The sequence below is a fragment of the Mucilaginibacter sp. GW821-FHT07H05 genome, from assembly GCF_059418485.1.
This window is the reverse complement of the sequence record NZ_JBWKPY010000002.1, coordinates 123,153-138,707: the sequence shown is the minus strand read 5'-3', so window position 1 is coordinate 138,707 and position 15,555 is coordinate 123,153. Positions and strand designations below refer to the sequence as shown.

Below are 15,555 nucleotides of genomic sequence, written 5' to 3'. Positions count from 1 at the left end.
TTATTTATAAAAGTAACACAATCGCGTTTTATTTTAGCCCTCTCCAAAGGAGAGGGTTGGGTGAGACCTATTCTTCGTGCAGGGCTACCGCCGGATAAATTGCCGCAGCCTGCCTGCCCGGATAAAGCGAGCATACCAGCACCAGCAAATAAATGAATAATATCGCTAAAAATATCGCGGTAATGTAAACACCCGCCGCTAAATCAAACACATGCAATAACGGAAACTGGACGGCAAAGAACGAGCCGATTATAAGCGACAGGGTAGCCAGTACCAAAGCCTCGGTAACTATTTGTGTTGAAACAGCGCTGCCGCTGGCCCCTACGGCACGGCGCAGGCCAATCTCGCCCCGGCGTTTGTTAATGTTGTACCAAAGCACGCCAAATATGCCTAATGCTACATTAATAATAAGGAATGCGGCCACGATAGAAAGAATGATAAGTGGTACCAGGGTAAACTTATTGTAGGCCGTCAGTTTATTATCCAGATGCTCTATCTCGATATTGGAACTTTTAAATGTGTTGGCCATTAATTTATAAAGCTTAGTTTCGAAGGATGCATCAGCATCGGGACTCACCTTTACCAGTATTTTACCCAGCCATTTGTACGCAGAGGTATCGTGCCGGTTATAAATTCCGCTGTTGGCAGCCACGTAATCGCCGTCGGTTTTAATATCGTCTATAACGCCAATAATTTTGCGCTTGTGTTTATCGTCGTCGCCGCCAAACAACTTGCCTGTGGCATTGGCTTTGCCAAAAAGTTTTTCTTTAAGGGTTTTATTGATCACAACAAGTTCGGTTTTTGAAGCTGCATCGCCCTTATTATACCAGCGCCCTTCCAGCATTTTGGCGCCCATTGTGCTCACATAGTTATCATCCATAAAAAAGTTGTTAATGTTGTGTATCTGCTGCCCGTTACTTGTTATGCCGGTACTCATGTGGTTATTAGAAAAAGGAATATTACCGCTGGTATAGCCGGCATCCATTACCTGCGGCATGGATTTGATGCTGCTGAGCAAACTCTGGTAAACCAGCGTTACCGAATCGGGGTTTTTGGTTGTTAGCGTATGGTTGTAGCTTATTGCCCAAACGTGCTTATAATTAAAGCCCATTGGCTTTGCATAATTGTTATAGGCATTCAATGCAAAACTAAACACTGCGAATATGACCAGGAACGAGATCAGGATCTCGGTAATCAGCAATGAGTTTTGCTTCTTTTTATTCCAGATCATTTTAAGTAAATGCTTGAACATGATATTTTAATATTAAGGTTGATAAATTTATTGGGCTTTTAAAGCCGTTACAATGTTTAACTTAGACATGCGCCAGGCCGGATATACCCCTGATAGTAGCCCGAAAATTATACAGGTTGCAAAGGCGTATAAAAGCACAGTAATATTTAAACTCAGATGCAGGTTGGCTATCAGTTGCGCGCGGTTAATCACATACATAACTACTACCGATAACATTACACCAATTCCCCCGCCCAGGAATGTCAGGATCAAATTCTCTATAATAAACTGGTAAACCAGTGTTTTTGATGAAGCGCCGAAAGCCTTGCGCACACCAATTTCTGACGAACGCTCCATAATACGCGTAATATTTATATTCACCAGGTTAAGCGTTGGTAACAGCATTACAAACAATGCAAAACAGGTGATAGCCGTTATGGCATAAACCATCCCCGATTTTTGTTCGTTCCCGCTGTTCACATAGCCTTCAATATAAGTATCGGCATGGCTGTAAATATGATCAAATTCTTTACTGGGCATAGGCAACTTGGCTATAATGGATGCATACTCCTGTTTCATTTTGGGTACATCGCCCGGTGTTTTTGCCAATAGTACAGCCGTGAAATTGCCCATGTAGCCTTTGCCGGCCTCCAAATTTGTTTTAGATGTTGTGATAGGCAGGTAGATATCGGCATAAAAAAGGTACGATGTGATGGGCAAGCTTTTAACTACGCCGCAGATGCGATATTTTATATTATCGGCCTCAATGTATTTACCTACCACCGGCGTATTATCATCACCAAAGTATTCTTTTTTCATATCTGCTGATATCACGGTAACGCGTTCGGCATTATCTATCTGTTGTTTGCTGATGGCTTTGCCTTCTATAAAATCAAACTCCAGCACGTTCCAGAAATCGGTATTGGTGTATTTATAGTTAATCACAATTTTCCGGTTGTTTACATAGGTATTGGTAGAGCCGAATTCCGATGATATAGCCACCATTACCGGCGTTTTCATTTTGCCAACGTAATGCTTTAAGAAGTAATAACTCAGGGGACTGCTGTTCATCGACTCTTTACCCCGTAACTCTATTTTATTGGCGTATAAGGAGCGGTCGCGTTTTTTATCCGGGTAATTATCGTTCACCACTTTATCAATAAAAGCAGTGAGCACCATTAATATCGTCAGCGTAAAGCTGATACCAAACAGGCTGATAAACGTAAAGAACTTACGCCTCCGTAATACCGCTATGGCTATTTTAAAGTAATTTTTAAGCATGATCTTTTAATATTTAGCGGTTAGTTACTGAACCTGCGAACCATCAAATAAGCGCACCAGGCGATGTGTTTTTTGCGCCATGTGCTCATCGTGCGTTACCATTACAATGGTTGTACCTTCTTCCTTATTCAGGCGGATCAGGATATCCATAATTTCGTTACCCATGGCGCTGTCCAGATTACCGGTAGGCTCATCGGCCAATATAATTTCGGGGTTACCGACTATAGCGCGGGCAATAGCTACACGTTGTTTTTGCCCGCCCGACAGTTGGGTTGGGAAATGCTTCATCCGGTTAGCAAGGCCTACCTTTTCCAGCGCTGCGCTGGCCAGTTTCCGGCGTTCGGCAGCGGTGGAGTTGCGGTATAACAGGGGCAGCTCCACGTTATCCAGCACCTGCAGATCGTTAATGAGGTGATAGCTTTGGAAGATGAACCCCAGCTTGGTATTACGAAACTGCGCCAGTTGCTTATCGGTAAAATGATCGATCTTCTGATCGGCTATTTTGACCTCGCCTTTTGATGGGTTATCCAGCAGACCCATAATATTCAGCAGCGTGCTTTTGCCGCAGCCTGATGGGCCCATAATGGATAAGAATTCGCCCTTGGCAATATCCAGACTAATACTGTTTAGCGCCAGGGTTTCAATGGTGCTGGTGCGGTACACCTTTTCAATGTTTTGTAATTGTATCATCGGGTTTTATTAATTATTGATTTATCGAATTATTGAATGATTGATTTTACTTGTAGGTGATCTTTTGTTGTTTTTCAAAATCGTAAAGCGACAGGTAGCGTAACTGGTAATAGGCGCTCCAAAAATCGCGCAGACTGGCTACGTAATCGCGTTTGGCCTGGTCGTTTTCTTTAAAGGCGATGCTCAGGTCGGTAATGCTCAGGTCGCCCAATACGTAGCGCTCGCGGGCTATCTGGTACTTTTCTGATGCAATGCTATCGGCCTTAGCGGTAAGTTTTAGTTGTTCCTTCATCATGTTGAACAGGGTAACCTGGGTTACAATTTGCTGCTTAAAGGTTTGCTTATCCTGTTCAACGGCGTAAGTTGTAAATTGCTCGTTAGCTTCGGCCGTTTTCGCGCGCGATTTCGACCTTCCCCAATCCAGTATCGGTACCGAAAATTGCAGCTGCACCACCTGCTGGTTTTGCGGCGAACGGTACACATCGGGGATATTGGTAGCGCTGTTAGAGAAACCAATATTAGCCGATAAGGTGGCTACCAAGCCGTTCTGGCCTTTTGCTTTCGCCACATCGCGCTTAGCCTCGGCCACACGGCGTACAAATGCAATCGCGTCCGAGCGGTTCGCTAATGCTTCGGATAATACCTTATCTGTCGATACCGTCATATCGCTGATAGCGGTGGGCACTTCCAGCGCTATCTTTTCGTTGCCTTCCTGCCCGGTATAACTGCGCAGGTCAAGCGTGGCTATTTCCATATCGCGCATAGCGGTGCCTACGGCCTTTTGGGCGTTCAGCTGCTCTAATTGCAGTTGCAGGATCTCGTTTTTTGATACCTTACCCAATTCAAATTTTAGGTTAGCTACCCGCAAAATATTTTCGGTATTGGTGAGGTTCAGTTCGGCCACATGCAGGTTTACCTGTGCCAGCAGCAGATCGAAAAAGTACCCCGCTACGTTAATGGCTATCTTTTCCTGGGCCTCAATATAAGCCTGCTTGCTTTCGTTGTATTTCAGCGGCTCTATCTTTTTATCCCAGCGCAAACTATTAAACTGAAATAATGGCTGGCTATAGCCGATAGCATAAGGTACGCCGTTGTATAAAACATTGTGGCGGTCAAAATCGTCAAAGCGCTGTAATTGCGTAGTGCCGTAAACGGTGCCGCCGGTAGCGGTAATACTCTGACTGAAATTCATCGTCAGCGACGAGTTGTCGTTATGGATCGGCTGAAACAGGATGGTACCGTTGGGCTGCACAATTTGGGTATAGGTTTTACTATAGCCCGGTAAAATGCCGCTTAAAGATAACTGTGGCTGATAGTTAGAGCGGAAGGTGCGCCATTCCCAATACCGGGTTTCGCGCACGGTGGCGGCTTGCTTGGCAGCTATAGCATTTTTACGGGCCAGCTCAACCACCTGTTGCAGGGTAAAGCGGATGGTATCCGTGCGCGATATGCACCAGCCCTTTACGCTTAGGCTGATGAATACCATCGCAAGGAAATATTTTAAGTATGATATGTTAAATAGGCGCCGCATCTTAGTTCTTGATCGTAAGTTCGGGTGAATTTTTATACTCGCTCATGTCTGATGTGATCACCATATCGCCGGGTTTCACGCCGTCCAGCAGTTCCACATAATCAAAATTGGTGAGGCCAATGTGTACGGTGCGCCGTTCGGCTTTCCCGTTTCTCACTACAAAAATATCCTGCACACTTGGCCCCTTAAATGCCGGGCCATTAGCAACCCGCATAATTTTGCTATGAGTAGCGGTAACCAGGAACACATCTACCTTCATATTAGGGCGCAACAGCTTATGGTTACGCTCATCTAACTGGATATCAAAAGAAACAATCCCATTTTGCACGGATGGCGATACGTTGGTAACGTGCCCGCGCAACTGCGTTTCGTTAATACGGATGATGACCGGGGTGTTGGTATGCAATTGATCCAACGAGTTATCGGCTATGCTGCCCGCAACTTTAAAGCTGCCCAAATCGGCAATACGGGCCAGGGTTTCGCCGGCATTAACGTTAGCGCCTATATTTTTATTGACATAGGTAACTACCCCGTTGCGGGTAGCTACAATATTGGCCAGGTTGAGTTTGCGCTGCAACTCCTTCAGATCGTTCCGCTGGATATCGGCCGCTATCTGCGCCTCCCTGATCTCGATCTGCATGGTTTGCTGTTTACTTTTGATCTCGTTTTCCAGCTGTTTTTTTTCCAGCTGGGCTACTTTCAGGTTCAGCTCGGCCTGCTCAATCCCTTCGCGGGTACCACCGCCGGCCTTAAACAAGCGCTTGGCATTCTCTACAGCATCGGTAAGGTTAGCAATGCGCAGCTGCTTAATATCGTTGTTTGATTTAATATCGTAAAAGCTTTTATCCAGGTCGAGTTTCAACTTACTGATCTCGTTTTGTTTGGTTTCCAGCTGGAAATTGAGTTTTTCAAATTCGGTTTGGGAAGCCGATTTATCAAGCGTAAGGATAGATTGCCCGGCTTTTACTTTATTACCGGCATCCATCAAAGCGCTTTTGACAGAGGCGTTGATTGGACTGGTCAGGATCTCTTCAAACTCGGGCAAAACCTCGCCCGATGCATTGATGGTATTTTCGATATCACCCATCTCTACCTTAGCGGTAAGGATATCAGCGCGGTTAATTGATGATTTCAGATAGCTGCGCAACAGCCATACGCTTATGGCCAATACGGCTACGCAGGTTACGGCAATAATGATGTTTTTGTTCTTTCTTTTCGCGACGATCTCCGGCGCCAGTTCCTTGTCCATTTACCTTTTTTTGAACAAGACTTTGCAAGCGCCGTACCAAAGTTAAAACTTTGATATATAGCGATTTGATTGTTTTGTGAAATTCAAAAAGTGATCGATATCGGACAAAGAGATCGATTTAGCAAGGATATCCTATTTTGTATCGCTTCTTTTAAACATCGTTTTCCCCTTTAATACTATTTTCATCCGCTGGCGCTTTAAGGATATATGCGTGGTAGCGGTTTCATTTTCGTCAAAGTGTTGTTTATAGCTCGATATGATGTTCCGGTAGCTTAATATGCCCACTACTTTATGATTGGCAATTACGGGTAACGCTTCAACATCCTGCTGTGCCATTAATTCAACAGCGCTGCGCAGGGTGTCGCTTGCTTTTATGGCATAGCTTATTTTTTTCGAGATCCTGGCAATCTTAAAACTCTCGTCGTTCTTTATAAAATAGATATCCGACAGTTTTACAATTCCCTGAAATTCTGATTGATCATTAACAACGGTAAGGCAACTATCTGTAACCGGGTTAACCGCTAACCATTCCTTTACTTCGCGGATACTCATACCGGCGTTTAGTTTAACGTTTTCTTTGCTCATTACCTGCGATACGCTGATTTTTTGAAGCGCATCCGGCTCGTACGAATCGGGTGTAACAACACCGCGCCGCGCTATCTTTTCGGTCATAATGGTATTTTCCATCAAAAAGAAAGAAACGATGTAGGATGCCGTGCATGCGCCTAATAAGGGCAACAGGGCATGCGATTGCATGGTGGCTTCCAAAGCGAAAGTAATACTGGTTAAATAGGCGCGTGATGCCCCTGCAAACATGGCCGACATGCCGATTAATGCCCCCATGGGTATGCTGATACCGATATGCGGAAACAACACCAGTAAAACGGTGCTGATAATTGCACCGGCAGCTCCGCCAATGGTTAACAAGGGGGCCAGCGTACCACCTGATGTTCCGCTGCCTAAAGCAATAGCCCAGGAAAGGAACTTAAACAGGCATAAGCTTAAAATAAGGGCTAAGGGCACCTGCCCCGAAAGCAAATTGGTAATATTATCGTACCCAACGCCTAAGGTATGCGGATAAAAATAGCCGATGAGACCAACAGCCAAACCGCCCAATGCCGGCCACCACATCCAATGGATAGGTAATTTTTCAAACCAGTCCTCTATCAGGTAAACAGCTTTTGTTAATAGTAAAGAAAGAAAACCAATGAGTATCCCTATAAAGCTGTAAACCCCTAATGCCAGGTTGGATGGTGTTTCCAGGCTGGGCATAGGGAATACCGGCCCTGCCTCAAAAAGTAAATGATGCCCCGCCGCGCCTGTAATACAAGCCAGGGCAACGGGCAGGATTGCTTTAGGCGAAAACTCAAACAGCAGCAGTTCAATCGCCAGAAAAACAGCGGCGATAGGTGTACCGAATATGGCCGACATACCAGCTGTAGCGCCTGCCGCCAATATAACCTTACGCTCGCTTGAAGTGATTTTTAAGAGTTGCCCCAGTGTTGAACCCAGGGCCCCGCCGGTAGCGATGATCGGTCCTTCTGCACCAAAAGGCCCGCCGGTACCAATGGCTATAGCCGACGATATAGGTTTTAAAAAAGTAATAGACGGCTTGATTTTGCTTTGGTTAACTAAAATTTGTTCCATGGCTTCGGGGATGCCATGGCCCCTGATGGCTTTTGAGCCATATAAGGCCATTAAGCCCACCAAAACGCCGCCAATTGCCGGTATAATAATCACCCATAACCCCAGGTGATTGCCAGCCGGGCTATGAAAGCTTAGATCAAATGAGCCGTAAAAAGCAATATTGGTGACGAAGTTGATGAGCAGCACCAAAAATTTCGCGATAAAACTGATGGCGACAGCTACCAATACCGCATAGGCGGATATTTGTATTAAGCGGCTTTTTTTAAAGCTGACATATTTTACGTCCTGTTCTTCTAACGATGTTAAGATTGGAGAGATGGGGATACGTGCGGACTGCTTATTGTTAATCATTGATGGTTAATATTGTTTTAACAATATTTAATTGTTAATTTTAATTACAAAAATAGTTTATTTTATTGTATAGGCAATACCAATGAATATAAAGCAGGTGCTATTACGGCACCTGCACTTGTCTCACATTTATTTTTTGCAACTTAGCCTCTGAATGAAGGAAACAAAACACGATTGTGATTTAACCAGCTGCTATCTGTGTACGCATTGCACGGGAGATTGGAAGCACGCTATTGCCGTGCATAAAAAAAACTTCACTATTAAGAAAGGGCAGCGGATCTTTAGCGAAGGCGATCCGGTTACCGGGATCTATTTTATTTTCTCGGGGAAAGTAAAAGTGCATAAACGCTGGGACGATGATAAAGAGATCATACTTCGTTTTGCAAAATCGGGGGATATCCTGGGGCATTTAGGCTTAGGGAATGAGCCCGTTTATCCGGTATCGACCACCGCGATCGAGCCAGGCGTAGTCTGCTATATCGACCTGCCTTTTTTTGAATCTTCCTTAAATGTGAACCCGAAGCTTACTTATTCGCTGATGAAGTTTTTCGCCAACGAATTGCAGGAGTCTGAAAAACGGATGCGGAATTTAGTCCACATGCCCGTAAAAGAACGCATCGCGTTGGCGTTACTGACCTTAAAAAATCAATTTGGAGCTGACGAAACCGGCGCGTTGAATATTGAGCTTACCCGGCAGGACCTGTCTTCCTTTGCCGCCGTTTCCTACGAGACATTTTTTAAAGTCACTAACGATTTTATTCAAAATAACTGGATAGCGGTTAATGGCAAATGCATCAGGATTGCCAACGAGGAAGTTTTAAAGGAAATGATCCGCAACGCGAATTTCAAATAGCTCGCACTTTCAAGTAATCCACCTTACTGTAATAAGCGTTTGATCATCTATCGCCATGAAATGATTAAAAAGGCATAAGTGTTACTTTTGTTCTACATATAAATGCGTATTATTGTGATTGAGGTAATATATAATGGCTATAGAAAATTTAAGTAAGGACCTGGAACGTATTTCAACCGAAACAATGGCCGACATTGTGGAACTGCGCCTGCGCGAGTTTTTCAAAAAGAAATCTTTTAAACCAGGTGACGCGCTGCCCAAAGAGATGGAATTGGTGGAGGCGCTTGGAGTTAGCCGTAATGTAGTGCGCGAGGCCCTAAGCCGTCTGCGGATGCTTGGAATGATTGAAACCAAGAAAAAAAGAGGCATGATACTGGCCCGCCCTGATGTATTGGGGACTTTTGAGCGGGTGCTTGATCCGCTGATCATCGATGATCATATTTTACAGGACCTTTTTGAACTGCGCCTGGTATTGGAAATGGGTCTGGCCGATCTGCTTTTTTTAAGAAAAACAGATAAAGATATTGCCGAACTGGAAAAGATAGCTAAAAACGAAAACAAAGAGGAGGTTAAAAAATTCAGGGTTAAAAACGAAATAGCCTTCCACGGAAAATTATACGAGATCACCGGTAACGATACCCTAAAACGTTTCCAGGTGATGCTGCTGCCTGTTTTTGGTTACGTTACCTCTATGGAAAAAGGCGAATACCGCACCGGGAAGGTAAATCACCTTGATTTGGTTAACATCCTTAAAACCGGGACTAAAGAGGATTTTAAAGCAGGCATGTATGCGCATTTATTGCCGCACTTTGATAATCTGAAAAAGTAATCCGGGCGATAAGGGCTGATAGTTACGCGACGTAAAAATCTTTTTTTACGTTATTATGTTCTACATAATAAATTAATTTTACATTTGTGGTATAAACCTGTACTTGTGCCCTAACAGGCATCCCTGTACCATGAATGAAAAACTAACTGCCGGAAATTTAAAAGGTAACTGGGCAACGCTTTTGCTGCCCGTAAATGCTGATGACTCGTTCAACTATCCAAAACTGGCTGCCGAGCTGGATATGTTGATAGCCGCGGGTGTGGATGGTATATACTCAAATGGTACCGCCGGAGAGTTTCATAATCAAACTGAAGACGAATTTGATACCATTAACCAACTGCTGGCCCAAAAGTGCCTGCAGGCCGGTATGCGTTTCCAGATAGGCGCCGGCCACCCTTCGCCGGTTATTTCACTGGAGCGTGTAAAAAGGGCAGTAAAATTAAAGCCTGATGCGATCCAGGTTATTTTACCCGATTGGGTGATCCTTACCCCCGCCGAACAGATCAGTTTTTTAGCGCGCCTGGCAGCTGCTGCGGGCGATATCCCCTTAGTATTATATAACCCGCCCCATGCCAAACAGGTATTGCAGCCGGCAGATTACCGGGCTTTAAAAGTAGTGCCGCAGGTAATCGGTGTAAAACTATTAAGCGGAAACGATGCCTGGGTTGCCGCCATGAAGCAATATGCATCGCACTTGTCTGTTTTTGTTCCGGGGCATTTTTTGGCTACCGGGGTAGCCAGCGGGATAGCATCGGGCGCCTACTCCAATGTGGCCTGCATTAATCCTAAGGCCGCGCAAAAATGGTGGGATATGATGCATACCGATATGGAACGCGCACTGGAGATACAGCGGGAGATCCTGCATTTCTTTTCTGTTTGTATAGCGCCGCTGCAGCAGCAAGGTTATTCAAATCCCGCGCTGGATAAATTTTTAGCCACAGTTGGCGGCCATTATCAAACAGGCCTGCGTTTACGCTGGCCATATAAATGGATACCCGAACAGGAGGTAGCGCCCGTGCGCGAAAAAGCGAAACAATTGATCCCGTATTTTTTTGAACAGCACCAATGAAGTGGAGTTTATTAGCCGTCAGTTATTTTATTATGTCAGTTTTTACAGTTAGCCAGCAGCCCCGGGTACCACTAAAGCTGCAATGGGGGCAGTTGCCGGCAATACCCGACAATTATGGCTTTGCCGGATCTTTTGCAGGGACATCGCACGGCGCGCTGATCGTAGCGGGCGGTGCAAACTTCCCCGACGGAGGTGCGCCGTGGACAGGTTCGAAAAAAGTGTGGAGCGATAAAATATTTGTACTGGACAAACCCACAGGCCAATGGAAAATAGCCGGTAAACTGCCACAGCCAATGGGTTATGGCGTTGCCGTTAGTTATCAGGATCAGTTGATTTGTATTGGCGGCAGCAACGCGGGCGGGCACCTGGCAACCGTGCTGGCCATTAGTTATGTACATGGAAAAATTAAGATAACATCCTGGCCTGATTTGCCCCAGCCCCTGGCTAACGCCTGCGGTACATGGATAGGACATACTGTTTACATTGCCGGCGGCTTATTTACACCCGATGCTAAAAGCACGGCCCATATTTTCTGGTCGTTTGATCTAAGCAGGCCTCAAACTGCCGCTTGGCAAAAACTACCTGCCTGGCCCGGCCCGCCGCGCATGCTTGCAGCAGCGGGAATGCTGCCCAATAACGCGTTCTTCCTTTTTAGCGGGACAGATTTAGAAGATAAAGCTGGTGCACCACATCGTAAATACTTAAAGGATGCTTATAAATATACCATAGGCAAAGGCTGGGAGCGGCTGCCGGATATGCCGGCTGCAACGGTGGCGGCCCCAAGTCTGGTTGTTAACACACGTAAAAATAGCCTGCTCATTTTTGGCGGCGATGATGGCCGCCTGGCAGACGATGCCGCCAACCTGAAGGAAAAACACCCCGGCTTTTCAGATCATATATTGATGTATCAGCAGGACAAAAATACCTGGCTGGATGTGGACGGGTTAAAGATACCAACCGATAAAAAGCCCGATGCAGCAACCAATCCTAACGGAAGCGTTTGGGCGCCGGTAACTACCACATCGGTAATATGGCGGGGAATGATCGTTTTCCCCGGAGGGGAAGTGAGGCCGGCTGTACGTACACCGAGGGTGTTAACAGCTGTTATTAAACAATGGATTAAGTAAAGATCATAGATCAATTAATGATGAATATAACAAATACCAAACCGGTTAGCTGGTTTTACCCCTGGGCAATTGTAGGTGTATTATGGCTGGTGGCGTTCCTGAATTATTTCGACCGCAACCTGATCGCGTCTATGCGCGACCCTATTGTAAGCGAATTTACCCTGACCGATGCCCAGTTTGGCCTGCTTACTACCGTGTTTTTATTCTCATACGGGATCTTAAGTCCATTAGGCGGCTATCTTGCAGATAAATACGGACGCAAGCGGATCATCATTTTCAGCGTATGTGTATGGTCGGCGGTAACGCTGTGGACAGGCTTTGTAACGTCATTCCCCGAAATGCTGATTGCCCGGGTAATTATGGGGATCAGCGAAGCTTGTTATATCCCGGCCGGTTTGGCTATGATAGCCGATTATCATAAGGGTAAAACACGGTCCTTAGCTACCGGGCTGCACATGAGCGGCTTATACGCGGGCCAGGCACTTGGTGGAGTGGGCGGTTATATGAGCATGCATTGGGGATGGCGGTATGGTTTCCAGGTTATTGGATTGGTTGGGGTAGTATATGGCTTAATCCTGATCTACTTTTTGCGCGAGCATAAAAACAACCCCGAGCCTGAAGCGGTTGCGGCAAGCCATGCGCCGGAAAAACGGCTGGGCCTGTTCCCAACTATTAAAATGCTTGTGTCAGAAAAATCTTTCCTGGTACTGATGTTCTATTTCTGCGTATTGGGCGTTGTAAACTGGATGATTTACAGCTGGCTGCCCACTTTTTTAAAGGAGCACTTTGTGCTTGATTTAGGCAAGGCCGGGCTTTCGGCAACAGGCTATATACAAATCGGGTCGTTTATAGGCGTTATGCTGGGGGGCCTGCTGGCCGGCCGGTGGTACCGCAGCAATAAACGCAGCAGGTTATATCTGATTATCGCCGGCTTTAGTTTAGGCGCACCGTTCCTGTTCCTGATGGCATCAACTCAGATATTTGGCATAGCCATCATCGCCATGATCGTATACGGATTAGCACGCGGCATTAACGACAGTAACCTGATGCCCATCCTGTGCCAGGTGATAGACGGGAAATATATCGCTACAGGCTACGGCTTCCTTAATTTTTTGAGCACGATTATCGGCGGATTAATGGTTTACATTGGCGGCATGCTGATGGATGCCCATATCAGTCTATCCATCATCTACCAGATCTCAGCCGTACTGATGGTGATAGCGGCATGGTGCTTATTAGCCGTAAAGGTAAAAAACGAATAAAGTGTACGATGGTTAACTGTCTTTTTTAATAATTTATAACAGGTGGTTAAGCATCATCCAGTTATATAAATGGTCCAACCATTTATCTTTCGTTTTGCTGTTGTTTAAACCAAAGCCATGGCCACCGGCCTGATAGATATGCATTTCGGCCTTTACGCCATTTTTTTGTAAGGCGGTATAATAATTAACGCTGTTGGCTACAGGCACCACTTTATCATCGCTGCAGTGTACAATAAAGGCAGGGGGCGTATCGGCGGTTACCTGCAGTTCGTTTGAATATTCCCTTACTTTATCATCAGCAGCGTTTTCACCGATCAGGGCTTTTTTCGATCCTTTATGTAAAATACTATCACGGAAAGTAATAACGGGATAAAGCAGCACCGAAAAATCGGGACGGAGCTTAATATGACCCGGATTGTCAATTACTGTCTTTTGGTAATGGGTTGATAATGTTGATGCCAGGTGCCCGCCGGCAGAAAACCCCATAATACCTACTTTAGCGGTATCGATGTGCCATTCGGCCGCGCGTTCGCGCACTAATTGTATAGCGCGCTGGGCATCCTGTAACGGCCCGATTTCTTTGTTTTGCATCGTCGCGTCGTTAGGCAAACGGTATTTTAAAACAAAGGCGGCAATACCTTTGGTGTTTAATTCTCGGGCAACGTTGCTGCCCTCGTCATTTACCACTAAGTATGAATATCCCCCGCCGGGGCAAATAATTACCGCTGTACCATTGGCTTTGGAGGCATCGGGTAAAAACGCGGTAATAGTTGGGTTTACCACCTGGCTTACCTTCCCCCTTTTTGAGGTCGTATCATTCAATTCCTGCACATCGCTTTTTTTGGCGTTGGGCACCGTTTTATACAGGTTGATAACCGTTTGCGCTTTTAGCGAATAATTGACAAATAATGCGGCAGCACAGATAGCCGCTATGGTTAATTTTTTCATTCGGGTAATCATTGGTCAAAACAAAAATAAAAAAATAAATTTGTTATTATGTAGTACATAACTATATATTTGTTTAGCAATCACCTATTGCGGTCCAGTTATAAACCAAATAAAACAAAAAATGAAGCTGCACTTTGCTAAAAGGGTACACCCTGTGTTTTTATATTTTACCGCGGCTCTTATACTTGCTGCACCTGTATCAACCATTTCCTGTAAAAAAGCGATCCAGGCATCCGGCAACGACGAACAAAAAGATGAGGCACAACAAAAAACGGATGCCGCGCCAAGCTTTACTTATCAAAAAATATTTACCGGCGGGCAGGAAGGTTACCATTCTTACCGTATCCCATCTATTGTACGCACCAATGCCAATACCCTGATCGCGATTTGCGAAGGCCGTACGGACAATAACCGCGATTATGGCAATATCAACATCGTATGCAAACGGTCTTCAGATAATGGGGCAACCTGGCAAGCGCTGCAGACTATCGCCGGCCCGGATAATTATACCGATGGCAACCCCACAGCTGTTGTAGACAAAACCAACGGCAAGATCTGGGTATTTATGATGCACAACGACTCAACCCATTACTCTAACCCCGATGGTAGCTACCTGGCTTTTCAACCCGGCGACCGTACCGTTTGGGCCTGTTATAGCACAAATGATGGCGTAAGCTGGTCGGCGCCGGTTAACCTGACCAGCAGCACCCAGCCCGCGGGCGCCACGCAGGATTATACCGGACCCGGTGTGGGGATACAAAAGGCCCACGGCAGCAATATAGGCAGGCTGATTATCCCGGCCTATGGGCGCAATATTTACAGTGACGACAATGGCCTTACCTGGCATAATGCCACCTATGCCAGCGGTACATCAAAATCAACAGAGGCCACCATTGTTGAAAAACTAAACGGCGATTTAATGCGTAACGACCGCGGCATATCAACCGCGCCTTATGAAAGGCAGGTATCGGTTGGCTTTATAGGTGCAGGGGGCTTTTCTACCTGGACGTCGGACCCGCACCTGCCCGACCCGAAATGCGAAGGTTCTATTATGCGGTACAATGATCCGAAACCCAATCGTATCATGTTCCTTAATTCGGCCAGCGCCACCACCCGCACTGCCATGAAAATCAGGATAACTTATGATGAAGGCCTTACCTGGGCAATTGACCGGAACATAACGATCAGCGCGCCGGCGCCGGCTAAATTTGGCGGTTATTCCAGCATGGTCAAAACAGCCGACTTTATGGTTGGCGCCCTGATCGAATTTAATGAAGATGGCGGTGATAGCAGCACCAGCCATCGCTCTATCGAGTTTGTGAAATTTAATTTACCCTGGATCTTAAACGGGGCTACCGAACCGGCAGGTTATTAATTATATGATGAAAAAATATTTTCAAAAAATTAGTTATTATGTACTACATAATAACTAATTTTGTTATACCAATTATATCAATAATGCTTTATACAATGATGGCAAGGAAGAC

13 protein-coding genes are annotated in these 15,555 nt (G+C 45.6%); 6 read left to right on the top strand and 7 right to left on the bottom strand.

The genetic code is table 11. The features are described 5' to 3' along the window. Positions 1-67: 67 nt before the first annotated feature. The 6 genes from AC07M6_RS04630 to AC07M6_RS04605 form a co-directional block, all read right to left on the bottom strand. A complete protein-coding gene (locus tag AC07M6_RS04630) occupies positions 68-1,252 on the bottom strand; it encodes an ABC transporter permease (protein ID WP_494887753.1) in 1,185 nt (394 codons plus the stop codon). 27 nt (positions 1,253-1,279) lie between these two features. Then, the gene (locus AC07M6_RS04625) at positions 1,280-2,512 is read right to left on the bottom strand and encodes an ABC transporter permease (RefSeq protein ID WP_494887752.1); all 1,233 of its coding nucleotides are present in this window, start codon (positions 2,510-2,512) and stop codon (positions 1,280-1,282) included. 24 nt (positions 2,513-2,536) lie between these two features. Continuing rightward, positions 2,537-3,202 (bottom strand): ABC transporter ATP-binding protein, encoded by a 666-nt coding sequence (locus AC07M6_RS04620; protein WP_494887751.1) that lies wholly within the window; start codon positions 3,200-3,202, stop codon positions 2,537-2,539. A 46-nt stretch (positions 3,203-3,248) separates the two neighbouring features. Beyond that, entirely contained in the window at positions 3,249-4,688 is a 1,440-nt protein-coding gene (locus AC07M6_RS04615) for a TolC family protein (RefSeq protein ID WP_494887750.1), read from the bottom strand. 46 nt (positions 4,689-4,734) lie between these two features. Further along, the gene (locus tag AC07M6_RS04610; RefSeq protein ID WP_494887749.1) at positions 4,735-5,982 is read right to left on the bottom strand and encodes an efflux RND transporter periplasmic adaptor subunit; all 1,248 of its coding nucleotides are present in this window, start codon (positions 5,980-5,982) and stop codon (positions 4,735-4,737) included. Between the two features lie 132 nt (positions 5,983-6,114). After that, positions 6,115-7,980 carry a chloride channel protein gene (locus AC07M6_RS04605; protein ID WP_494887748.1) on the bottom strand — a complete coding sequence of 622 codons (1,866 nt, stop codon included), beginning with the start codon at positions 7,978-7,980 and terminating at the stop codon, positions 6,115-6,117. A 154-nt stretch (positions 7,981-8,134) separates the two neighbouring features. On the opposite strand from AC07M6_RS04605, the gene AC07M6_RS04600 reads away from it, so the two are divergent. The 5 genes from AC07M6_RS04600 (at position 8,135) to AC07M6_RS04580 (ending at position 13,120) form a co-directional block, all read left to right on the top strand. Beyond that, positions 8,135-8,833, top strand: a complete 699-nt coding sequence (locus tag AC07M6_RS04600; protein WP_494887747.1) for a Crp/Fnr family transcriptional regulator — start codon at positions 8,135-8,137, stop codon at positions 8,831-8,833. A 133-nt stretch (positions 8,834-8,966) separates the two neighbouring features. Beyond that, positions 8,967-9,662, top strand: coding sequence for a FadR/GntR family transcriptional regulator (locus AC07M6_RS04595; protein ID WP_494887746.1), 696 nt, complete (start codon positions 8,967-8,969; stop codon positions 9,660-9,662). Positions 9,663-9,792: 130 nt separating this feature from the next. Then, entirely contained in the window at positions 9,793-10,731 is a 939-nt protein-coding gene (locus AC07M6_RS04590; protein ID WP_494887745.1) for a dihydrodipicolinate synthase family protein, read from the top strand. Next, positions 10,728-11,858 (top strand): galactose oxidase, encoded by a 1,131-nt coding sequence (locus tag AC07M6_RS04585; protein ID WP_494887744.1) that lies wholly within the window; start codon positions 10,728-10,730, stop codon positions 11,856-11,858. Before AC07M6_RS04590 ends, AC07M6_RS04585 begins: the two co-directional genes overlap by 4 nt. A 17-nt stretch (positions 11,859-11,875) precedes the next feature. Beyond that, a complete protein-coding gene (locus tag AC07M6_RS04580) occupies positions 11,876-13,120 on the top strand; it encodes an MFS transporter (RefSeq protein ID WP_494887743.1) in 1,245 nt (414 codons plus the stop codon). Between the two features lie 33 nt (positions 13,121-13,153). Here the strand turns inward: AC07M6_RS04580 and AC07M6_RS04575 are convergent, their stop codons facing one another. After that, positions 13,154-14,068, bottom strand: coding sequence for an alpha/beta hydrolase (locus AC07M6_RS04575; RefSeq protein WP_494887742.1), 915 nt, complete (start codon positions 14,066-14,068; stop codon positions 13,154-13,156). Between the two features lie 121 nt (positions 14,069-14,189). Between AC07M6_RS04575 and AC07M6_RS04570 the strand changes: the two genes are divergently transcribed. Further along, on the top strand, positions 14,190-15,443 hold the full coding sequence (locus tag AC07M6_RS04570; RefSeq protein WP_494887741.1) for a sialidase family protein: 1,254 nt from the start codon (positions 14,190-14,192) through the stop codon (positions 15,441-15,443). Positions 15,444-15,555: the final 112 nt, after the last annotated feature.

Coding starts and splice junctions, on each gene's coding strand:
- AC07M6_RS04630 (WP_494887753.1), bottom strand. CDS start 1,252: ATGTTCAAGCATTTACTTAAAATGATCTGGAATAAAAAGAAGCAAAAC.
- AC07M6_RS04625 (WP_494887752.1), bottom strand. CDS start 2,512: ATGCTTAAAAATTACTTTAAAATAGCCATAGCGGTATTACGGAGGCGT.
- AC07M6_RS04620 (WP_494887751.1), bottom strand. CDS start 3,202: ATGATACAATTACAAAACATTGAAAAGGTGTACCGCACCAGCACCATT.
- AC07M6_RS04615 (WP_494887750.1), bottom strand. CDS start 4,688: ATGGTATTCATCAGCCTAAGCGTAAAGGGCTGGTGCATATCGCGCACG.
- AC07M6_RS04610 (WP_494887749.1), bottom strand. CDS start 5,982: ATGGACAAGGAACTGGCGCCGGAGATCGTCGCGAAAAGAAAGAACAAA.
- AC07M6_RS04605 (WP_494887748.1), bottom strand. CDS start 7,980: ATGATTAACAATAAGCAGTCCGCACGTATCCCCATCTCTCCAATCTTA.
- AC07M6_RS04600 (WP_494887747.1), top strand. CDS start 8,135: ATGAAGGAAACAAAACACGATTGTGATTTAACCAGCTGCTATCTGTGT.
- AC07M6_RS04595 (WP_494887746.1), top strand. CDS start 8,967: ATGGCTATAGAAAATTTAAGTAAGGACCTGGAACGTATTTCAACCGAA.
- AC07M6_RS04590 (WP_494887745.1), top strand. CDS start 9,793: ATGAATGAAAAACTAACTGCCGGAAATTTAAAAGGTAACTGGGCAACG.
- AC07M6_RS04585 (WP_494887744.1), top strand. CDS start 10,728: ATGAAGTGGAGTTTATTAGCCGTCAGTTATTTTATTATGTCAGTTTTT.
- AC07M6_RS04580 (WP_494887743.1), top strand. CDS start 11,876: ATGATGAATATAACAAATACCAAACCGGTTAGCTGGTTTTACCCCTGG.
- AC07M6_RS04575 (WP_494887742.1), bottom strand. CDS start 14,068: ATGAAAAAATTAACCATAGCGGCTATCTGTGCTGCCGCATTATTTGTC.
- AC07M6_RS04570 (WP_494887741.1), top strand. CDS start 14,190: ATGAAGCTGCACTTTGCTAAAAGGGTACACCCTGTGTTTTTATATTTT.